Raw genomic sequence first — 20,717 nt, forward strand, 5'->3', positions numbered from 1 at the left:
CACCCTGTCAGGCAGCGTCTTCCACCATCATGCAGGCGCTGATCAGACGTTGGGTGTACGCCTGCTGCGGATGGTCAAAAATCTGTTCAGGCGTGCCCTGCTCGACCACCTCACCACGCTGCATCACCATCACCTGGTCTGAAATGGCACGCACGACGGCCAGATCATGGCTGATAAACACATAACCGATGTGATGGCGACGCTGAATGTCTTTGAGCAGCTCCAGCACAGTGAGCTGTACCGAGCGGTCTAATGCCGATGTCGGCTCATCCAGCAAAATAAACTTAGGCTCGGAAACCAAAGCACGGGCAATCGCAATGCGCTGGCGCTGGCCGCCGGAAAACTCATGGGGATAACGGTTGATGCAGGTGGGATCCATACGCACCTCGTCCAGCGCTTTTCGCGCTTTCTGGATGCGCTCACTTTTCGTCATTTGCGTAAAAACGGTCAGAGGTTCAGTGATGATCTCACCGATGGTCATCCGGGGTGACAGTGAGCCATAGGGGTCCTGGAAGACCATTTGCATGTGACGCTTCAATTCAAAGCGCTCTCTGGCACTCATGTCGCCCAGTTTCCTGCCCTCAAAACTGACCGTGCCGCTAAATGGCAGCAATTGCATCAGAGCGCGGCCGAGCGTGGATTTACCTGAACCGGATTCACCCACGATTCCCAGTGTTTCTCCCTGCCGCAATGTCAGGCTGATGCCTTTCACTGCATCCAGATATTCGCTCGGCTGGCCCAGCCAGTTTGACTTCAGCACATAGCGAACCTTGATTTCCTGCGCATCTAAAATCACAGGAGCTTGCGGTTTCTCGCTCGCTTCACCCGGCTTAGGCTCAGCATCGAGCAGCATTTTGGTGTACGGGTGCTCTGGCGAATGGAAAACCTTGTCGACATGACCGGCTTCGACCACTTCCCCTTGACACATCACCACCACATCATCGGCAAAATGGCGCACCACACCCAAATCATGAGTGATGAACAGAATCGCCATTCCCATCTCAGCCTGAATTTCTTTCAGTAACGACAGCACCTCTGCCTGCACTGTGACATCCAGCGCTGTGGTTGGCTCATCCGCAATCAGCAAATCGGGCTTATTCGCCAGCGCCATGGCTATCATGATCCGCTGCAGCTGGCCGCCGGAGAATTCATGGGAATAGTGGCGAAGTCGCTTGCGCGGCTCAGGCAGCTGTACCCGCTCAAACAGTGCCAGCGTTTCTTCCATTGCCTCTTGTCTCGTCACATCGCGGTGGCAGCGAATCGCTTCAGCCACTTGCTCCCCAACCGGCATATAGGGATTGAGTGACGTCATCGGCTCCTGAAAGATCATCGCTATCTTGCCACCTCGGTAGCCCCGCAGCACGCGCTCTGGCAACGACAATAAATCCGTTCCCTGAAAATGAATCTGGCTGCTGGGATCGACCCAGGCATTTTTCGGCAGCAGCCCCATGAGAGCACCAGAGGTGACGGATTTACCCGAACCGGACTCTCCCACCAGTGCCAGGGTCTGCCCCTGATGCATACTGAAGCTGACTTGTTTTACCGCATCAACGATGCCTGTCTCCATGGTGAATGACACTGACAGCTTGTCGACCGTCAGCAGCGGACGCTGCATATCCATACCGGAATCCTTTTCCTGATCACTCAAATGATAATTATTAGCAAATGAGAATAAATCAAATCAGTAGAATTGGCTATAGATGAGTATGGTTCATACCGTAAAAAGTGAGAAAAACCATCTGAGATCAGTTTTCGCACTGGTCGTCACGGATCATTTCGCGGTTTTATCTGCCAGAGTAAAAGAGATCACCGCTTGCGATTTTGACTTGAGCTCATTGCAGTGCGCGCAGAAATAGCTGGTAGCGCCGCAAGCATTCAGGCTTTCCAAGGGGTGTCCGCAATCGCGACAAGTGGCCTGCTTTACCGCCCGGCGTTCACAGTGAGGACAAAAGTACCCTTGATACTGCCAGACAAGATTTAACCGGCATTCCGGACAAAGTGGTTGAGACATATCGCACGCTCCTGGGATTCAGATCAGTGTCATCGGCTTTAGTGTATCAATAGCAGAGATCGGCAACAGAGGCTTGATCAACGACAAAGTCCCAGCTGATCAGCGATCACCTCCCAAAAGAACATTTATCAATACAGTTCCCGAAAGCATAAGTTACATGTTCTGTATATGAATTTTAAACAGAATAAAAATCTTGTTTTTTGTTTTATTTTGATAAGATCCAGCATATATGGAAATCGGAAATCCGATTGCTGACTCGTCTGTCAGTGCTGTATTTACAGGGGGTTAGTGGCAAAGTGATACGATCGAAAACAAGTCAGCCGGCAGGATAATCTTCGCTCATCGATCCCTGCTTCCCGGCAATATGATCCTCTGCTGCTTTTTATGATCAAAAAAAACCCGGCTTTATCAGCCGGGTCTGAGTGTTTACTGGTTGCGGTCCCTGTTCTTCAAGGCATTAGTCAGGCGCTTACGCTGCCGCTCCTGAGACACAGTCAATTTCTGACGTTTCTCATTACCAAATGGGTTATCACTGTTATGGAAGTGAATCCGGATCGGTGTTCCCATCAGATCCAATGTCTTACGGAAGTAATTCATCAGATAACGCTTATAAGAACCCGGCAAGTCGTTCACCTGATTGCCATGCACCACAACGATTGGCGGGTTATAGCCCCCTGCGTGTGCATATTTCAGTTTCACCCGACGGCCGCGGATCATCGGCGGCTGGTGGTCATCCTGTGCCATTTGCATAATACGGGTCAGCAGAGAGGTACTGATTCGCTTCGTCGCAGACTGGTACGCTTCCTTCACTGATTCGTACAAATGGCCCACCCCTGTGCCGTGCAGGGCAGAAATAAAGTGGATTCGAGCAAAATCGACAAAGCCAAGGCGGCGATCAAGCTCAGATTTCACCCGCTCTTTGACTTCGTTATCCAGGCCGTCCCACTTGTTGACCGCAATGACCAGTGAACGACCGGAATTGAGCGCAAAACCCAGCAGGCTCAAATCCTGATCCGAAATATTTTCACGGGCATCAATGATCAGCAGCACCACGTTGGCATCTTCAACGGCTTTCAGCGTCTGAATCACTGAGAATTTCTCGACCGCTTCGTTCATGTTCTTACGGCGACGGACACCTGCGGTATCAATCAGCACGTACTCCTGACCGTCACGTTCCATCGGAATGTAAATCGAATCACGCGTGGTACCGGGCATATCGTAAACAACAACACGCTCTTCACCAAGGATCCGGTTCGTCAGGGTCGATTTACCCACATTCGGACGACCGATAATCGCCAGCTTGATCGGTTGTTCCTGCAGTCGCTTATAGGCAGCTTCCGCATCTTCTTCTGTCAGGTTCGCCTTTTCGATGGCATCAGCGGAATCCAGGCTTTCGATATCGACAAAGCCGTCGTCTTCTTCGGCCTGCCGTGCTTTCCATTCTTCAACGAAAGGTGCCAGTGCACGCTCCATCAAGGCTGTCACACCACGGTTCTGCGCCGCAGCGATCTGATACATATCATCCACGCCCAGCTTCCAGAAATCCGCGCAGGCGCTGTCAGCGTCGATACCGTCAATCTTGTTCACAACTAAAAAAGTTGGCTTCTGACGACTGCGAAGGTGCTTGGCAATGGCTTCATCCGAAGCGGTCAGGCCAGCACGGCCATCAACCAGGAACAGCACAACATCTGCTTCTTCAATGGCGGTCAGCGATTGCTCCGCCATTTTGGTCTCGACACCTTCCTCGGAGCCATCAATACCGCCGGTGTCGATGACAATGAATTCGTTCTCTTCGAGCTCTGCTCGACCGTACTTACGATCCCTGGTTAGGCCAGGAAAGTCAGCGACCAGCGCATCCCGGGTGCGAGTAAGACGGTTAAACAACGTCGATTTACCCACGTTCGGGCGCCCGACAAGGGCAACTACAGGAATCACAATGAGTTTACCTCTATCTTTTTCATCATCTGAATGACAGTAATGTCTGTCTCAAACGACAATCACTACGTCAAGGGTAGAATAACAACGGCCCCTGATGTGAATACAAACAGGAGCCGAAGCGTTAATCTTATCACAGAATATGCCTGTGACTAAGGCAAATGCATTTTGCTCAATTTCCCTTCTCGGGTCACCACCAGATAGCCATCTGACAGTGCTAATGGCGGAATAGCAATGCCGCTGCCATCGGTTTGCTGCTGGGCAAGAAATTCACCGGTGCGGGTATCCAGCCAATGCAGATAGCCCAGGCTGTCACCCAGCACTAACTTCCCATTGATCACAGAAGGCGCACTGAGGATGCGGTGAGCCAGCTCAGTATTTTGCCACAGCTCTGTGCCGCTGCGAATGTCCACGGCCACCAGGTGATCCTCTGCGGTAACCAGAAACAGCAACCCACTGTCGATCACAAAGTCAGTGGCAGATGAGTAGTTGCGTTTCCACACTTGCTGACCACTACGCAGATCGATCGAGACCAGATTGCCGTTGTAACCGGCCGCATACAGGCGATCCCCCTCAATCACAGGGGCTGCATCAACATCGACCAGACGGTCAATTTCTGTCGCGCCCTGTGGCTGACCAATCGGCTGTTGCCACAACAGCTGGCCATTGCGGATGAAAGCCCCCGCCAGCCGGCCGTTGGCCTGTCCCCAGAATACCCCGCCGGAAATAGACACAGGAGCGCTGTCACCCCGCAGCGTCAACGAGGGCACTTCACTGCTGATTTGCCACTTGGACGCTCCGGTTTCGGCATCTAAAGCCTGCAGGATACCGCGGCTGGTGTTCACCAGCAGCAGGCCTTCATCCGCCAGAGGTTTAGCCAGCACTTCGCCATCAATGTCAACACGCCAGGCTTGTTCACCGGTTTCTGCATCCAACGCAATGACTTCAGCATTCTCACTGCCGATAAAGACTTTGTTGTAAGCCACAGTCAGACCGCCAGACAACTTCGCATTGCCGCCGCCAGCGATCTCGTGTTCCCACACACTCTTCCCTGTTGCCGGATCCAAGGCTTCTACCTTGCCTTCACGGCTGGCAACAAACAATTTCCCGTATCCCGTCACCGGAGACAGACGCGAGTAATAATGCTGGACGCCTTCATCAATATTGCGTGTCCAGTCCTGAACCGGCGTGAACTGGTTTTCAACCGCAGGAAGGGGGGCCATTTGCACCGCTTCTTCTTCACTGGCACAGCCGCTCAATACACCAATAGCGACAGCGAGCGCTACAGCTTGCTTCAATAGCTTTCGCATACTCTGTCGCCTTTACTGGGCCAGGTCGTCAAGTTTAATCTGCAGTGCCGGAGATGCACCCAATTGCTGTGCGCTGATATAAGCATCACGAGCCCCTGATTTATCCCCTTTCTGCAATAAAATATCACCGCGCAGTTCAGTTACTTTGCCCTGCCAGCTTTCTGCTTTCACTTTATCCAGCTCCGCCAGTGCATTATCGTAAGACTGCTGAGCCGCCAGAATACGCGCCAGACGGGTATGAGCCACAGGCAGCAGAGCAACATCCTCAGTATGGCTGATAGCCCAGTTTAACTGCGCTGCAGCGGCGTCCAGTTCCCCTTTCTCAACCTGCACTTTGGCCAGTTGCAATGCAGCCAAAACCGCATACTGGCTGCCTGAGTTATCTTTGATAAAAGTCTGAGTCTGACTGATAGCGTCGTCGCTGCCACTGTCCAGAGCCTGCACAACCTGAGTATAGGCTTCAGAAGCTTGCTCCTTCGCCGTCTGCACTTCTCCCTGATAATAACGCCAGCCATACAGGCCGCCCAGGCCAAGTACGGCACCAAGCACAACGGCTTTACCGTTTTCCTTCATCCATGCCTTAATGGATTCAATCTGTTGCTCTTCTGTGGTATTGACGTCCACGTCCTGTCCTCTCTTAAATCAATTCTGCCAGCTTCGCGGCAACCTCTGCCTGAGCCAATGTTTGCTGCTCACCACCACGGAGATCCTTCACAACTACAGTCCCTTCTGCAATTTCGTTCTCCCCCAGCACCAGAGCAACAATCGCACCAACGTTATCAGCACGTTTAAACTGTTTCTTGAAATTACCGCCACCGAAGTGATTCATCACGCGCAGTCCCGGTACGGCTTCGCGCAGGGTTTCAGCCAGCTTCATGCCGGCCATCAGTGTCCCTTCACCGGCTGTCACGACGTAGACATCTACAGGACGGCGAACGTCCGTAAGTTCCAGCGTTTCCAGCATCAGCACCAGGCGTTCCAGGCCCATCGCAAAGCCCACACCTTGGGTCGGTTTACCGCCCAGCTGTTCCACCATACCGTCATAACGGCCACCACCACAGACAGTGCCCTGGGCACCTAAGCTGTCGGTGATCCACTCAAAAACAGTGCGGTTATAATAATCCAAACCACGCACAAGGCGTTCATTTACCTGGTATTCGATACCCGCAGCGTCTAATAGTTCACACAAACCTGCAAAATGCGCTTTTGAATCCTCGTCCAGATAGTCAGACAACTTCGGGGCGTCGATCAAAATGGCTTGTACGGCCTGATTTTTGGTGTCCAGCACCCGCAGCGGGTTGGTGTACATCCGGCGCTTGCTGTCTTCATCAAGCACGTCAAGATGCTGTTCCAGAAAGGCGATCAAAGCATCGCGATATTCTGCACGGGCTTCAGAAGAACCGATAGAGTTCAACTCCAGGCGTACATGCTGATCAATGCCCAGTTCACGCCACAAGCGTGCCGTCATCATGATCAGCTCCGCATCAACATCCGGCCCTTCAATACCAAATACTTCTACACCAAACTGGTGGAACTGGCGATAGCGGCCTTTTTGCGGACGTTCATGACGAAACATGGGGCCCATATACCACAAACGCTGTTCCTGGTTGTACAGCAGGCCATTTTCAATACCGGCACGCACACAGCTGGCCGTCCCTTCAGGGCGTAGCGTCAGACTGTCACCATTACGGTCTTCAAAGGTATACATTTCCTTTTCAACCACATCGGTCACTTCACCGATAGCACGCTTGAACAAATGTGTCATTTCGACAATCGGCATACGAATTTCATTGTACCCGTAAGCGCTGACCACTTGTTTTGCGGTATTTTCCACTTTCTGCCAAAGCGGAGACTGAGTTGGGAGGCAGTCGTTCATGCCTCGGATTGCTTGAATTTGTTTCGCCACGTTGATTCTCAATTAACCGATGGGGATTAAGTTCGAATGAATAGAACTGAATATATAAGTTATGCAGGACGTTGTGAACCTTACCCCGAAGGATTCGGGGTAAGTCAGACAGAAAAGCTTACTTTTCGATGACGTCAATCCGGTTACGCTGATCCATCATGGACGCTTTTGCCCGAATTTTCGTTTCCAGCTGATCAATCACATTGTCATTATCAAAGCGCTCTTTCTGGCGCACACCGTCTTCATAGAAGGCGCTCTTGCGGTTACCGCCGGCTATGCCCATATGAGACACTTCGGCTTCGCCCGGTCCGTTCACCACACAGCCAATGACAGACACGTCCATCGGGATAGTGATATCTTCCAGGCGTTGTTCCAGCTCATTGACTGTACCTATCACATCAAATTCCTGACGTGAGCAGGTTGGGCAGGCAATAAAGTTAATCCCGCGGGAACGAATACGCAGAGACTTCAGGATATCAAAGCCGACTTTAATTTCTTCGATGGGATCAGCGGCCAAAGAGATACGCAGTGTATCGCCAATCCCCTCAGCCAGCAGCATCCCCAGGCCAACAGCCGATTTGACCGCGCCGGCACGCGCGCCACCAGCTTCTGTGATACCCAGATGCAAAGGTTGTTTGATTTGCTTAGCCAGCCTGCGGTAGGACTCCACCGCCAGAAAGACGTCAGAGGCTTTGACACTGACTTTAAATTGATCGAAGTTCAGGCGATCCAGGATCTCAACATGACGCATCGCTGATTCAACCAGTGCATCAGGCGTCGGTTCACCGTATTTCTGCTGTAAATCTTTTTCCAGCGAGCCACCGTTTACCCCGATACGGATCGGGATATTCTTGTCGCGGGCACAATCCACCACAGCACGGATACGATCTTCGCGGCCGATATTGCCCGGGTTGATGCGCAGACAGTCCACGCCATATTCCGCCACTTTTAACGCAATGCGGTAATCAAAATGAATATCAGCCACCAAAGGCAGATTCACCTGCTGCTTAATTGCTTTAAAAGCTTCAGCCGCATCCATGGTGGGTACGGAAACACGGACAATGTCTGCACCGACTTTTTCCAGTGCGCGGATTTGTGCCACTGTCGCTGCCACATCTGTGGTACGGGTATTGGTCATTGACTGCACCGCAATCGGTGCACCATCACCAATAGGCACCTTACCCACATAAATTCGGGTGGAAGGACGACGTTTAATCGGAGACTCGTTATGCATCTTTCATTCTCTGTTTACAACGGCAACTTCAACCTGGCGACCCTGCCAGCCGGGTAGCCGCTCAGATCAACTGGTTCACCTTTGAAGCTCATTGTAACAACACTCGGCGCCCCGAGCACTATCTTAAACGGAGCCTGCCCATCAATCGCAACGACATCGCCGCTGGATTTGATACCTGTATCCAGTTGTTTGCCATTGGCATCACGAATATCAATCCAGCAATCGCCGTTGAAGGTCAGTTTCAGATCTGGTGCTGGCGCTTCTTGCGCAACCGAGGTCGCGTCGGTTATCAGTGCTTCATTGGCTTCATCAAAAAGCACATTGCCGTCATCATCAATCACGCTGTCCGCAGGGATATTACCCTCGCTGACGGTATTATTTAAGGCGTCATCAAAGGTGTTCAGCGGCAAATCATCACCGGTCGGAGCATCGCTGTACTGCTCGTCAGCAGGCATCTCTTGCGTGGCCCCTTCGGCAATCGCACTCACGTCTTCGTTATTGAGCGTCTCCGCCATATCATCGACTGTGCCTGCCAGAGACTCATCCAGCGGCGGATTGCCCGGTGAGACTTGCTCAGAGATAACCGGCGTTTCAGTTTTCTGCTCTGTCTGCCACCACCAGGCCGCGGTCATACCGACGATTACAGCCCCCAGTAGCCAGGTCAGCCCCATCACACGGTTATCATGTTTCTCACGCTTGGTTTTTCGTGAAAAGCTTTGCATGGTTTGGGCTTGCGGCTGTCCCTGACCAATGCTTTCCAGCTTGCTCAGGACTTCGTTCACATCAAGGCCGACAAATTTGGCATACGAACGGACATAGCCACGGGTAAAGGTGGCCATCTGAGCTTCATCAAAGCGGTTGTTTTCAATGTCATCGATTACAGACATCCGCAAGCGCAGCCGGCTTGCTACATCCTTCTGAGAATAGCCAAGCTGCTCACGCGCCTGGCGTAGCATGTCTCCGGGACGAATGACGTCTTCCGTTACTTGTTCTTCATTCTGTTCAGTATTCATTGGCTAGATAATTCTGATATTGCTGAGAATCAGGAAATTGTTGTCGCAACAATTCGGCATATTTTTCCACTCGATCAAGGCGACCGCTCTGGCGTGACGACTGAATTTTAAGAACAAGACTGTCAGCAGTCTCTCCGTATTGCCGACTGAATGCCTCCAGTCTGGCCTCGGCCTGCCGGTAATCACCGTCAGTCAGTTCAAGTCGTGCCAGCTGTAACATCGACAGCGGACGGTATGGCTCATGATCCAATGCTTTTCTGAAATAATCTGCAGCTTGTGTCGCATCACCCTGTTTTATGCTGCACAAAGCCGCATTTTCATACGTCGCTGAAGCCTGAAAATAATCCGGTTGTAAAACAGCACGCATAAAGGCGTTATCCGCTTCATCAAACCGCGCTTCATTACACAAGAATACACCATAGTTATTAAGCACATCGCCATTTTTGGGGGAATATTGCAATGCTCGGACATAGAGCGCTTCAGCTGAACGGTTTTCACCCACTTGCTGGTAGTAGTGTGCCATGGCAAGTTGTGCTCTGGGGTGATCCGGCGCAACGTCTAAGGCTTTCTGTAAATTTTGCTGGGCTCTCTGCCGCTGACCTTGCTCCAGATAACTGAGTCCAAGTGTCACTCTGGCATCCGCCACAGCAATGGGATCCACACTGCGTTCCTGTGCTGTCGGGTCAATGGTGACACAGCCCACAAGCAAACAAGCGGCTATAAAGCCGCTTGTGATCGGATACAGGGTCCAGCGTACCATAACAACTCCTTGCTCACATCCATTTCGAGCTTTATGTAATTGTTATCAGACTGCTTTTACCGGGATTGGTTCCCCTTTCGCTTGTTTTGCCATGGTCCGTTTTGTGCGGTCAATCACATCGCCAACCAATTGTCCGCAGGCAGCGTCAATATCATCACCACGCGTTTTACGCACAGTCACAGTGAAATCGTACTCCATGAGTGTTTTCATGAAGCGATCAATCCGTGAATTGCTTGGCTTGCGATAAGGTGAACCCGGATACGGATTGAAGGGGATCAGGTTAATTTTCGCCGGGGTGTCTTTCAGTGTGTGCGCCAGTTCCCGCGCGTGCTCCATACCATCGTTCACATGATCCAGCAGTATGTATTCCACGGTGACTTTGCCACGGTTGGCATTCGACGAAGCAATATAACGACGGACCACATCCAGGAAAGTCTCGATATTGTACTTGTCGTTAATCGGCATGATTTCAGAACGCAGCTGGTCATTCCCCGCGTGCAGAGAAATCGCCAGTGCCACATCAATCTTACCAATCATCTGCTCAAGACCAGACACAACACCTGACGTTGACACAGTGACCCGGCGCTTCGACAGACCAAAGCCCAGATCGTCGAGCATGATTTTCAGTGACGGGATCAGGTTCTTCATGTTCAGCAGCGGCTCGCCCATGCCCATCATGACCACGTTGGTGATCGGGCGGCGACCCGTTTCTTTCTCGACACCAATCTCTTTGGCCGCGCGCCAGACCTGACCGATAATTTCAGATACTTTCAGGTTCCGGTTAAACCCTTGCTGCGCAGTGGAGCAGAATTTACAGTCCAGCGCACAGCCCACCTGGGAAGACACGCACAGAGTGGCACGGTCATCATCAGGAATGTACACGGTTTCCACATCCTGATCGCCGACACGCATGGCCCACTTGATTGTGCCGTCTGCCGAGTATTGCGCTTCCGATACATAAGGGGCACGAATCTCAGCCACAGCTTTAAGTTTTTCGCGCAGCTTCTTATTGATGTTGGTCATTTGATCAAAGTCATCACAACCGAAATGATACATCCACTTCATGATCTGATCCGCGCGGAAGGCTTTTTCGCCCAGCTCTTCGGCAAAATACTGCCGCAGTCCTTCGCGATCGAAATCCAGCAGATTGATTTTGGCATTCGTCATCGGTTGTCGCCTCACTAAAAAATGACAGATCCTGCACCCGGCACGCCAGAGAACGCTGACCCAGGGTGGCCCCAAATAGCGGGAAGATTCAAGGCGCGAAATTGTACAGACTTTAGCGGCGTGTTTCCACTTTTGCAGTCGGTCGTCAGCGAAGCAGCTGATTACAGCTTAGCCGACAGCCGCCCGCTCCTCCATCTCACGCGACAGAGAAAAAAACGGGAAGCATCTGCTTCCCGTTGTAATCGCCTTTCAGAGAATCAATCAGTCGCGAGGACAAATTTCATCATCGGAAAAGAAATAAGCAATCTCACGTGCCGCTGACTCAGGGCTGTCCGAACCGTGTACCGCATTCAGACGAGTGCTTTCTGCGTAATCAGCGCGCAATGTCCCGCACGCCGCTTCTTCCGGGTTGGTCTTCCCCATCAGCTCACGGTAGCGCGTAATGGCATTGTCACCTTCCAGCACCTGGACCATCACCGGGCCAGAGGTCATAAATTCAATCAAAGGTGCATAAAAAGGTTTGCCTTCGTGCTCAGCATAGAACCCCTGCGCCTGCTGCTCAGTTAAACGCAGCATTTTGGCCGCAACAATCGTCAGACCCGCGCTTTCCAGACGATGATAAATCGCACCGATTTGATTACGGCCGACTGCATCGGGTTTTACAATCGAGAAGGTACGTTCAATTGTCATTATTATATTCCTTATACTCAGTTCACTTCTGCCTGTCAGGTTTCCCTGTCCAATGTGCTTACTGTAACAGCAACGCGGCAATATTTGCCACCCCAAGCCCAGTCGCACCCGCCGCCCAGCGCGCATCAGCACCGTCACGGAAGCAGGAAGCCAGATCAAAATGAATCCAGCGGCTGTCATCACTGACAAAGCGGGACAGGAAGGCGGCAGCATTTGACGCACCGCCCATCCCACCGCCTTTTACAGGGCGACTGTTAGCGGTATCAGCGTAATCAGAGGGGCAGTAATTCTGATGCCATTTTTGCAACGGAAGCGGCCATGCCGGCTCGTTGACCAGCTCAGACAGCTGCTGTGCTTTGCGCAGCAGTTCAGGCTGCAATGAGAAGATAGCGTTATAATCCTGGCCCACTGCCATCATGGCAGCACCGGTCAGCGTCGCGGCATCAATGATCAGCGGCGCCTTCATTTCACCGGCTTTGATCAAACCATCAGCCAAAACCAGACGTCCTTCCGCATCGGTATTGACCACTTCCACCGTCAGACCGTTCTTATAGGTCAGAATATCGCCCAGCTTGTAAGCATTACCGGCCACCATATTTTCGGCACAGCACAGGACCAGTTTCACGCGCTTTTTCAGGCCTTGTTCAATGGCATAAGCCAGCGCAGCCGTCACTGTGGCTGCGCCGCCCATGTCGCATTTCATCGCCACCATGCCAGCACTCGACTTGATGCTGTAACCACCGGAGTCGAACGTAATCCCTTTACCAACCAGGCAGGCATGTACAGGCGCGTCAGGATCACCCGTTGGGTTAAAATCCAGTGTCAGCATTACAGGCGGACGGCTGCTTGCACGCCCTACACTATGCGTGCCAATCCAGCCTTCAGCCAGCAGTTCGTCGCCAACCAGCACTTCGTGACTGATGTGATTACCGGCCACACTTTTCAGGAAGCTGATCGCCTCCTGCGCCAGTTTTTCCGGGTACATGTCTTCCGGCGTTGCATTCACAACCTGACGCACCCAGTCTGCACTGCGACGACGTGCGTTCAGCAGTTCCAGCTCGTCTTCATCCATAGAAGCCCACTGCACTGCCACCGGTTTGCGTGTTGCGGCAAAGCCACAATAAAACGCCCACTGGCGCTCGTAGCTCCAGCCTTCACCACTCAGACTGACCTCAGTCGCACCTTGGGCAGAAAGCTGACGAGCCGCCTGCTGAATGCGGCGCAGGACAAAATCATCCTGATAATGAATCACCACGCTGTCCTGCTGGTAGGAGACCAGCGCTTTATCACCCCAAACGCCCTGATTCGGCTCTGCGGAAAGTAATACGGTAAGCATCGTTGTGTTCCCTAAGTTGAAAACGCACAACAGCGTGAACTGTTGTGCGTAAAATTAAAGCGAAGAATGAAATTAATCCTGAGCCAGAATGTTGGCCAGTGTGCGTACACCCATGCCCGTGGCGCCCACGCCCCACTTATCGCTGGCCGATTTACGGTAGGTACCGCTGCAGTCAAAATGCAGCCAGCCTTTTTTATAATCTTCAACAAAGTAAGACAGGAAAGCCGCCGCTGTACTGGCCCCCGGCGTGAAGTCGCCGCTTGAGATATTGGCCAGATCAGCAAAGCTCGATGGCATCATGCGGCGGTGGTGTTCACCCAGCGGCAGTGGCCACAAACCTTCGTGCTCTTCACTGGCAGCAATCAGTGCTTTCTGCGCCATGCTGTGATCAAAGCTGAACAAGGCATGGTAATCATTCCCCAGAGCATTCTTCGCGGCACCGGTCAGGGTTGCACAGTCAATGATCAGATCCGGTTTTTGCGCGCTGGCATAAATCAAACCATCGGCCAGCACCAGGCGGCCTTCAGCATCTGTGTTGAGGATCTCAACCGTTTTGCCATTCTTGTACGTAATGATATCGCCCAGTTTGAAAGCACGACCCGAGACCATGTTTTCTGCACAGCACAGGATCAACTTCATACGCTTTTGCACGCCGCGGGCAATGGCTAATGCCAGACCGCCAGTTGCCATTGCCGAGCCGCCCATGTCCGCTTTCATCGCGGCCATGCCTTCAGACGGCTTCATGCTGTAACCGCCGGAATCGAAGGTAATCCCTTTGCCAACCAGACACGCCGCAACCGGTGCTTCAGCGTCACCGCTTGGGTTGTAATCAAGAATAAGCATGGCAGGAGAGCGCTCTGAACCCCGGCCAACGGTATGAATGCCAACCCAGCCTTCATCCAGCAGATCGTTGCCTTTGAGCACCTTGTAGCTGACATGATCCGGGGCCAGGGATTTAATGAATTCACCAGCACGGTTGGCCAGATGCGAAGGATTCACCACTTCGGCACTCTGGTTGATGATATCGCGAACCCAGTTGGTTGCGGTCAGACGCGCCTGCAATTCCGCTTCATCTTCGTCATCCAGCTCAGGCCAGCTGACACTGTTGCCCGGCTTGGCATTACGGTGCCCCTGAATGAAAGACCAGATGGTTTCCAGATCCCATTCATCACCGCTCAGCGCGACCTGCTTAATCCCCTGACCGTCCAGCGTCCGGCCAGCACGCTGAATCAGATTCAGCACATCGTCATTGGTCACATGGATCTGAGCACCGTTCTCACCGTAAGAGACCAGTGCATTTTCACCCCACTGCTCGGCAGCAGCGTCTTGAGTCAGAAATACTGACATAGTAGAAGACATGTAAAACTCCTTGAGTATATGCCCAACAAGCACTCACAGCTCGTACAGGCGGCATGCTTATGACTTGCAGACAACCGGATTCTGTCCTTCGGCTACCTGTGCCTGAGCGGCCATCGTTCGCATCCAGTCACACTGAATTGACTGTGTTTATGGTGCATGAATGCGCAATTTCAAGTGAAGCAATGCGAAAATACAACAAAGCGGACCTTTTGGTCCGCCATTTCGTTTTGTCAGTGCAGACAATTTATTGGCTGTCACTCACATATCAAAGCGATTGGTTTACCTTGCCGTCAAATAAGCAAATAAACAAGGCATTTACCACAAGATTAAGAGAATGATCGACTATTCACAAATATCCACTCAGTCCTTCTCTTCCATCCAGCACAATTGCACCGCTTCCAATACTTTTTCCCCGCAGTGGTTCGGGTCATCATCAAACTCGTCCAGCGCCAGAATCCAGTCCCGTAACTCAACAAAATGAATGCTTTGCGGGTCAACATCCGGATGCTCTTCCAGCAAGGCGATGGCAATGTCTCTGGAATCAATCCACTTCAGTCCCATGATGCACCTGCCCCATTGCAAACAGAAAGTATTCAAAGTGTAGCAAGCCCGCCACCAAAGGGTAACGGGCTTGCTGATTAATGGTTTTCGCTGGCCAGATTGATGGTGTAGCGAGGAATTTCAACCACCAGATCTTCATCGGCAACTCTGGCCTGACAGCCCAGACGGGACTCAGGTTCCAGCCCCCACGCCTTATCCAGCATGTCATCTTCCAGTTCTTCACTTTCGTTCAGTGAATCAAACCCTTCACGGATAATGACGTGACAGGTTGTGCAGGCACAGGATTTTTCACAGGCATGCTCAATACCAATGCCGTTTCGCAGTGCCACATCCAGCACAGTTTCGCCACTCGCTGCTTCCAGCACTGCGCCCTCTGGGCAAAGTTCTTCGTGGGGTAATACAACAATTTTAGGCATGCCTAAACCTCATCAATCGATTGACCGGCCAGTGCCTCGCGAATGGATTTATCCATCCGGCGTGCGGCAAATTCCTGGCTTGCTTTATCAGTTTTCTTAATACCAGCTTCAATTGCACGCGGGTCTTCACCCTGACGCAATTGAACCAGCTCCATCATGGTCGCTTCCAATGCTTCGCGCTCTTCTTTCGACAGCAGCGTCTCACCATCAGCCGCCAGCGCCGCAATCAGGCCTTCCAGCACCCGATCCGCTTCGACGCGCTGTTCCGCCAGCGCCCTGGCATCTTTGTCTTCACGCGCGTGTGTCATCGAATCGCGAATCATATTGGCGATCTCATCATCGCTCAAACCGTAAGACGGCTTGACCTGAATGGAAGATTGCACACCGGAACTTTTTTCCATTGCGGTGACCGACAACAGCCCGTCCGCATCCACCTGATAAGTGACACGCACATGTGCCGCGCCTGCGGCCATGGCAGGAATCCCCCGCAGCGTAAAGCGAGCCAGAGAGCGGCAATCTGCCACCATTTCCCGCTCACCTTGCACCACGTGCACAGACATGGCCGTCTGACCATCTTTAAAGGTGGTGAATTCCTGGGCCCGAGCCACCGGAATTGTTGTGTTGCGCGGAATGATTTTCTCGATCATACCGCCCATGGTTTCAATGCCCAGAGACAAGGGAATCACATCCAGCAGCAGCATTTCAGAATCAGGTTTATTACCGGCCAGAATATCGGCCTGAATGGCGGCACCGATAGCAACCACTTTATCAGGGTCAATCGATGTCAGCGGGGTTTTACCAAAGAATCCCCCCACCATCTCACGCACCAGAGGGACACGCGTTGAACCGCCAACCATCACAGTTTCAATCACTTCATCGAGTTCAATTCCCGCATCTTTCACCGCACGGCGACAAGACATCAGTGTCTTTTTCACCAGCGGCTGAATCAGGGCTTCAAACTGAGCCCGGGTGATGTGTCCCTGCCAGCCCAGCACGTCAATCTCCGCACTGTCACTGTCAGTCAGCGCCACTTTGGCGTCTGTGGCCACATCCTGCAATGCGCGGCGCTCAGACGCCGTCAGGATGTCGCTGTGGCCACTTTGTGCCAGAATCCAGTCTGCCAGCAGATGATCGAAGTCATCTCCCCCCAGTGCCGTATCACCACCGGTTGCCAGCACTTCAAATACGCCTTTCGACAAACGTAAAATCGAGATATCGAAGGTGCCGCCGCCCAAATCATAAACAGCAATGACACCTTCCTGACCAGAGTCCAGACCATAGGCAATGGCGGCTGCAGTCGGCTCGTTCAGTAAGCGCAAGACTTTCAGATTGGCCAATGCCGCTGCATCTTTGGTGCCGGCACGCTGGGCATCGTCAAAGTAGGCCGGCACCGTGATCACCACACCTTCCAGATCGCCGCCCAAGGTTGCTTTCGCACGCTCAGTCAGGGTTTTCAGAATATCCGCAGACACCTGAACCGGATTGACCTTACCGCGGCGAGTCAGCAGTTGCGGTAAACCTGATTCGGATGCTTCAAACTGATATGGCAAATTCGGGTAACGCTGCTCAATATCGGTCAGCGAACGTCCCATCATGCGTTTTACGGAAATGATGGTATTTGCAGGATCCTGCTGAGCCAGTTTTTTAGCTTCGTCGCCAACGAGAATGCTTTGCTCATCATAATGAACAACAGAAGGCAGAATTGACTTGCCTTGCGCGTCGGGCAGGGTTTCTGCTACGCCACTACGTACAGCAGCAACGAGAGAGTTGGTGGTTCCCAGGTCAATACCCACCGCCAGTTTGTGTTCGTGCGGTGCAGCGCTTTGACCCGGTTCAGCAATCTGTAACAGTGCCATTGTCCTTCCTGTGGGCTTTTAGCTGGTAAGTAAATAAAATCAGTCGAACAGCGTCTCTTCCAGACGTTCGACCTCGACTCGCAGCTTTTCGATGAATTTGAGTTTACGTACTGCGTCTGCTGCTGGTTCCCACTCGCCGGCTTCCAGCAACTGTTTTAACTCGCTGAGTTGTGCTTTGTGCAAACGAACCGCCTGCTGATCAAAATCAAACAGAGCTGACTCAGGGTCCTCAGCGGAAGGGATCTCTTCAAGGGCTTCACGCAGCTCCATTTGCTGCATCAGAAATTCAGGATCCTGCAAGGTCTGCTGCTCGGCGCGAATATCAACGCCGTTTTCCGCCAGCATATACTCAGCACGCGTCACCGGGTTTTTCAGGGTCTGGAATGCGTCATTGATGTGCGCGGCTTTTTGAACGGCCATCAGGCGATCACGCTCAGAAGCTGTCGCAAAATTATCCGGATGAAAACGTCGCTGCAGGTCGCGGAAACGTGTGGCAAGAAGGCTCGCATCCAGTTCAAACTGGAAAGGCAGGCCGAATAGTTCGAAATGATTCATAGGGCGTCTGATATCGGTTTACAAGCAAGAGGCGCGAAGCAGAATGCTCGCGCCCAGGCAATGTCTCGCCGTCAGCGAGTATTAAACGTTGAAGCTTTCACCACAACCACATTCGCTAGACACGTTCGGGTTGTTAAATTGGAAACCTTCATTCAGTCCTTCTTTGACGAAATCCAGCTCTGTCCCTTCCAGGTAAACCAGGCTTTTGGCATCGACGATCACTTTGACGCCGAATTGCTCAAAGACCTCATCGCCTTCGTTGAGATCATCAACGAACTCAAGGACATAGGCCATACCAGAGCATCCTGATGTTCGGACACCCAAGCGCAGGCCTAAACCTTTGCCCCGATTTTCCAGGAAAGCCGACACACGGCTCGCTGCAGTTTCAGTGATGGTAATGGCCATGAACAACAACCCTTATTTCATTAATTGCTTTGATGTTTCTTTTTGTAATCGCTAACAGCGGCTTTAATGGCGTCTTCAGCCAGAATTGAGCAGTGCACCTTCACCGGTGGCAGCTCAAGTTCTTCTGCAATCGCTGAGTTTTTGATCGATGCTGCTTCGTCCAGGGTTTTCCCTTTCACCCACTCAGTGATGAGTGAGCTGGATGCGATAGCAGAACCGCAGCCGTAGGTTTTAAAACGTGCATCTTCAATAATGCCTTCATCAGACACTTTGATTTGCAGTTTCATTACGTCGCCACATGCCGGCGCGCCAACCATACCGCTACCGATATTTTTGTCATCTTTGTCAAATGAGCCCACGTTCCGCGGGTTCTCATAATGATCAATTACTTTGTCACTGTATGCCATGGTAATTTCCTCGAATTCGTGAAGACCGCAACTTAGTGGTGTGCCCACTCAACTGTGTTCAGGTCGATTCCCTCTTTGTACATATCCCAAAGCGGTGACATCTCACGCAGTTTGTCGACTGCGGTACGGATTTGCGAAATTGCGTAGTCTACTTCTTCTTCTGTCGTGAATCGACCAAAAGAGAAGCGGATTGAACTGTGTGCCAACTCATCATTCAGACCCAACGCACGCAGAACGTACGAAGGCTCCAGACTGGCCGATGTACAGGCTGAACCGGACGAAACCGCCAGATCTTTCAGCGCCATCAGCAGGGACTCACCTTCAACAAACGCAAAGCTGATGTTCAGGTTGTTCGGAACACGTTGCTCCAGATCACCGTTGACAGTCATCGCTTCAATGTCTTTTACACCGTCCAGCAAGCGGTTACGCAGAGCCAGCGCATGCTGACGGTCCAGATCCATTTCTTCTTTCGCGATACGGAAGGCTTCGCCCATACCGACGATTTGATGCGTGGCCAGAGTACCGGAACGCATACCACGTTCATGGCCGCCACCGTGCATTTGTGCTTCCAGGCGGATACGTGGTTTACGACGCACGTACAGGGCACCAATCCCTTTCGGGCCGTAAATTTTGTGCGCAGACAGGGAAATCAGATCTACTTTCATTTCCTGCACATCAATCGGCAGTTTACCGGCAGACTGAGCAGCATCCACATGGAAGAATACGCCACGTTCGCGGCAGATTTCACCAATCGCGGTAATGTCCTGAATCACACCGATTTCGTTGTTCACATGCATAATGGAAACAAGGATGGTGTCTTCGCGGATGGCGTCACGCAGCTTCGCCAAATCGATCAGACCGTTTGACTCCGGCTCCAGGTAAGTCACCTCGTAGCCTTCACGCTCCAGTTGACGGCAAGGATCCAGAACCGCTTTGTGTTCTGTTTTGCAGGTAATGATGTGCTTACCTTTTTTACCGTAGAAGTGCGCAATCCCTTTGATCGCCAAGTTATCAGATTCTGTTGCACCTGAGGTGAACACGATCTCACGTGGGTCCGCATTCAGCAGGTCTGCCACTTGCTCACGGGCATTATCAACCGCTTCTTCAGCCTGCCAGCCAAAACGGTGGGAACGGGAAGCCGGGTTACCGAAGTTACCGTCCATTGTCATGCATTGCACCATTTTCTCGGCAACACGGGGATCTACAGGGCAAGTAGCGGAATAATCTAAATATATTGGCAATTTCATCTTCATCTCCAAAAACACGGGCCGCTGGGCGCTAGGAGCGAACATCGACACCTATAGTGGCGCTGTCGTGTGTATTCTTATGTCCAAAAGACGACTTCTGAAGGCGCTGGTCCTGACGGTCTGACACAGTCAGCACGTCGTTGTCCTGCATCAGTTCACCGAGCGTAATATTGTTCAGAAAGTCACTGATGCGCGCGCTGAGGTCGTGCCACAGGGTGTGAGTCAGACAGCGAACGCCGCCCTGACAATCCCCTTTGCCGTGGCACTTCATGGCATCGACCGATTCGTCGACGGCCGCGATCACAGTACCGACAGCAATCTGATGTGCCTCTTCGCCCAGTCGGTAACCACCACCCGGACCACGCACGCTGGCCACCAGGCCGGCTTTACGCAAACGAGCAAACAATTGCTCCAAATAAGACAGTGAAATCCCCTGGCGCTCTGAAATATCAGCCAGAGGCACCGGACCTTCCTGAGAATGCAGCGCAACGTCCAACATGGCCGTGACTGCATACCGTCCTTTTGATGTCAATCTCATAACACACCGCT

21 protein-coding genes are annotated in these 20,717 nt (G+C 52.2%); all 21 read right to left on the reverse strand.

The genetic code is table 11. The features are described from left to right. Positions 1-7: 7 nt before the first annotated feature. Positions 8-1,621, reverse strand: coding sequence for an ABC transporter ATP-binding protein (locus tag LN341_RS11690; protein WP_234203377.1), 1,614 nt, complete (start codon positions 1,619-1,621; stop codon positions 8-10). A gap of 150 nt (positions 1,622-1,771) precedes the next feature. After that, on the reverse strand, positions 1,772-2,011 hold the full coding sequence (locus LN341_RS11695; RefSeq protein WP_234203378.1) for a zinc ribbon domain-containing protein: 240 nt from the start codon (positions 2,009-2,011) through the stop codon (positions 1,772-1,774). A gap of 426 nt (positions 2,012-2,437) precedes the next feature. Beyond that, a complete protein-coding gene (gene der / locus LN341_RS11700; RefSeq protein ID WP_046218853.1) occupies positions 2,438-3,946 on the reverse strand; it encodes a ribosome biogenesis GTPase Der in 1,509 nt (502 codons plus the stop codon). A 152-nt stretch (positions 3,947-4,098) separates the two neighbouring features. Continuing rightward, positions 4,099-5,256, reverse strand: coding sequence for an outer membrane protein assembly factor BamB (gene bamB / locus LN341_RS11705; protein WP_234203379.1), 1,158 nt, complete (start codon positions 5,254-5,256; stop codon positions 4,099-4,101). A 12-nt stretch (positions 5,257-5,268) separates the two neighbouring features. Next, a complete protein-coding gene (locus tag LN341_RS11710; protein WP_234203380.1) occupies positions 5,269-5,880 on the reverse strand; it encodes a tetratricopeptide repeat protein in 612 nt (203 codons plus the stop codon). A 13-nt stretch (positions 5,881-5,893) separates the two neighbouring features. Then, positions 5,894-7,162 (reverse strand): histidine--tRNA ligase, encoded by a 1,269-nt coding sequence (gene hisS, locus LN341_RS11715; RefSeq protein WP_234203381.1) that lies wholly within the window; start codon positions 7,160-7,162, stop codon positions 5,894-5,896. 118 nt (positions 7,163-7,280) lie between these two features. Further along, positions 7,281-8,396 carry a flavodoxin-dependent (E)-4-hydroxy-3-methylbut-2-enyl-diphosphate synthase gene (gene ispG, locus LN341_RS11720; protein ID WP_046218857.1) on the reverse strand — a complete coding sequence of 372 codons (1,116 nt, stop codon included), beginning with the start codon at positions 8,394-8,396 and terminating at the stop codon, positions 7,281-7,283. A gap of 14 nt (positions 8,397-8,410) precedes the next feature. Next, entirely contained in the window at positions 8,411-9,409 is a 999-nt protein-coding gene (gene rodZ / locus LN341_RS11725) for a cytoskeleton protein RodZ (RefSeq protein ID WP_234203382.1), read from the reverse strand. After that, a complete protein-coding gene (pilW, locus tag LN341_RS11730; protein WP_046218859.1) occupies positions 9,399-10,169 on the reverse strand; it encodes a type IV pilus biogenesis/stability protein PilW in 771 nt (256 codons plus the stop codon). The genes rodZ and pilW overlap by 11 nt, the downstream gene beginning before the upstream one ends. A gap of 45 nt (positions 10,170-10,214) precedes the next feature. Continuing rightward, entirely contained in the window at positions 10,215-11,336 is a 1,122-nt protein-coding gene (locus LN341_RS11735; RefSeq protein WP_046218860.1) for a bifunctional tRNA (adenosine(37)-C2)-methyltransferase TrmG/ribosomal RNA large subunit methyltransferase RlmN, read from the reverse strand. Positions 11,337-11,597: 261 nt separating this feature from the next. Then, positions 11,598-12,026 (reverse strand): nucleoside-diphosphate kinase, encoded by a 429-nt coding sequence (gene ndk / locus LN341_RS11740; protein ID WP_046218861.1) that lies wholly within the window; start codon positions 12,024-12,026, stop codon positions 11,598-11,600. 58 nt (positions 12,027-12,084) lie between these two features. Then, positions 12,085-13,362: an aminopeptidase PepB gene (gene pepB / locus LN341_RS11745; protein ID WP_046218862.1), complete on the reverse strand. Its 1,278-nt coding sequence runs from the start codon at positions 13,360-13,362 to the stop codon at positions 12,085-12,087. A gap of 72 nt (positions 13,363-13,434) precedes the next feature. Next, positions 13,435-14,721 (reverse strand): aminopeptidase PepB, encoded by a 1,287-nt coding sequence (gene pepB / locus LN341_RS11750; protein WP_046218863.1) that lies wholly within the window; start codon positions 14,719-14,721, stop codon positions 13,435-13,437. Between the two features lie 360 nt (positions 14,722-15,081). Next, a complete protein-coding gene (gene iscX, locus LN341_RS11755; protein ID WP_027252957.1) occupies positions 15,082-15,282 on the reverse strand; it encodes a Fe-S cluster assembly protein IscX in 201 nt (66 codons plus the stop codon). Between the two features lie 77 nt (positions 15,283-15,359). After that, positions 15,360-15,698 (reverse strand): ISC system 2Fe-2S type ferredoxin, encoded by a 339-nt coding sequence (gene fdx, locus LN341_RS11760; protein WP_234203383.1) that lies wholly within the window; start codon positions 15,696-15,698, stop codon positions 15,360-15,362. 2 nt (positions 15,699-15,700) lie between these two features. Beyond that, positions 15,701-17,554, reverse strand: a complete 1,854-nt coding sequence (gene hscA, locus LN341_RS11765) for a Fe-S protein assembly chaperone HscA (RefSeq protein WP_234203384.1) — start codon at positions 17,552-17,554, stop codon at positions 15,701-15,703. 39 nt (positions 17,555-17,593) lie between these two features. Continuing rightward, on the reverse strand, positions 17,594-18,109 hold the full coding sequence (gene hscB / locus LN341_RS11770; RefSeq protein ID WP_046218866.1) for a co-chaperone HscB: 516 nt from the start codon (positions 18,107-18,109) through the stop codon (positions 17,594-17,596). Positions 18,110-18,190: 81 nt separating this feature from the next. Next, the gene (gene iscA / locus LN341_RS11775) at positions 18,191-18,514 is read right to left on the reverse strand and encodes an iron-sulfur cluster assembly protein IscA (protein WP_234203385.1); all 324 of its coding nucleotides are present in this window, start codon (positions 18,512-18,514) and stop codon (positions 18,191-18,193) included. A 20-nt stretch (positions 18,515-18,534) separates the two neighbouring features. Continuing rightward, a complete protein-coding gene (gene iscU / locus LN341_RS11780; protein WP_046218868.1) occupies positions 18,535-18,921 on the reverse strand; it encodes a Fe-S cluster assembly scaffold IscU in 387 nt (128 codons plus the stop codon). Between the two features lie 32 nt (positions 18,922-18,953). Beyond that, entirely contained in the window at positions 18,954-20,168 is a 1,215-nt protein-coding gene (locus LN341_RS11785) for an IscS subfamily cysteine desulfurase (protein WP_046218869.1), read from the reverse strand. A gap of 31 nt (positions 20,169-20,199) precedes the next feature. Next, positions 20,200-20,706, reverse strand: coding sequence for a Fe-S cluster assembly transcriptional regulator IscR (gene iscR, locus LN341_RS11790; protein ID WP_027252964.1), 507 nt, complete (start codon positions 20,704-20,706; stop codon positions 20,200-20,202). Positions 20,707-20,717: the final 11 nt, after the last annotated feature.

Origin of the sequence: Photobacterium sp. TLY01, assembly GCF_021432065.1 — a bacterium.
In the GTDB taxonomy this organism is placed as follows: domain Bacteria; phylum Pseudomonadota; class Gammaproteobacteria; order Enterobacterales; family Vibrionaceae; genus Photobacterium; species Photobacterium halotolerans_A.

Coding starts and splice junctions, on each gene's coding strand:
- pepB (WP_046218862.1), bottom strand. CDS start 13,362: ATGCTTACCGTATTACTTTCCGCAGAGCCGAATCAGGGCGTTTGGGGT.
- iscU (WP_046218868.1), bottom strand. CDS start 18,921: ATGGCATACAGTGACAAAGTAATTGATCATTATGAGAACCCGCGGAAC.
- LN341_RS11695 (WP_234203378.1), bottom strand. CDS start 2,011: ATGTCTCAACCACTTTGTCCGGAATGCCGGTTAAATCTTGTCTGGCAG.
- fdx (WP_234203383.1), bottom strand. CDS start 15,698: ATGCCTAAAATTGTTGTATTACCCCACGAAGAACTTTGCCCAGAGGGC.
- pilW (WP_046218859.1), bottom strand. CDS start 10,169: ATGGTACGCTGGACCCTGTATCCGATCACAAGCGGCTTTATAGCCGCT.
- LN341_RS11690 (WP_234203377.1), bottom strand. CDS start 1,621: ATGGATATGCAGCGTCCGCTGCTGACGGTCGACAAGCTGTCAGTGTCA.
- hscA (WP_234203384.1), bottom strand. CDS start 17,554: ATGGCACTGTTACAGATTGCTGAACCGGGTCAAAGCGCTGCACCGCAC.
- hscB (WP_046218866.1), bottom strand. CDS start 18,109: ATGAATCATTTCGAACTATTCGGCCTGCCTTTCCAGTTTGAACTGGAT.
- ndk (WP_046218861.1), bottom strand. CDS start 12,026: ATGACAATTGAACGTACCTTCTCGATTGTAAAACCCGATGCAGTCGGC.
- pepB (WP_046218863.1), bottom strand. CDS start 14,721: ATGTCTTCTACTATGTCAGTATTTCTGACTCAAGACGCTGCTGCCGAG.
- LN341_RS11785 (WP_046218869.1), bottom strand. CDS start 20,168: ATGAAATTGCCAATATATTTAGATTATTCCGCTACTTGCCCTGTAGAT.
- iscR (WP_027252964.1), bottom strand. CDS start 20,706: ATGAGATTGACATCAAAAGGACGGTATGCAGTCACGGCCATGTTGGAC.
- rodZ (WP_234203382.1), bottom strand. CDS start 9,409: ATGAATACTGAACAGAATGAAGAACAAGTAACGGAAGACGTCATTCGT.
- iscX (WP_027252957.1), bottom strand. CDS start 15,282: ATGGGACTGAAGTGGATTGATTCCAGAGACATTGCCATCGCCTTGCTG.
- LN341_RS11735 (WP_046218860.1), bottom strand. CDS start 11,336: ATGACGAATGCCAAAATCAATCTGCTGGATTTCGATCGCGAAGGACTG.
- bamB (WP_234203379.1), bottom strand. CDS start 5,256: ATGCGAAAGCTATTGAAGCAAGCTGTAGCGCTCGCTGTCGCTATTGGT.
- ispG (WP_046218857.1), bottom strand. CDS start 8,396: ATGCATAACGAGTCTCCGATTAAACGTCGTCCTTCCACCCGAATTTAT.
- iscA (WP_234203385.1), bottom strand. CDS start 18,514: ATGGCCATTACCATCACTGAAACTGCAGCGAGCCGTGTGTCGGCTTTC.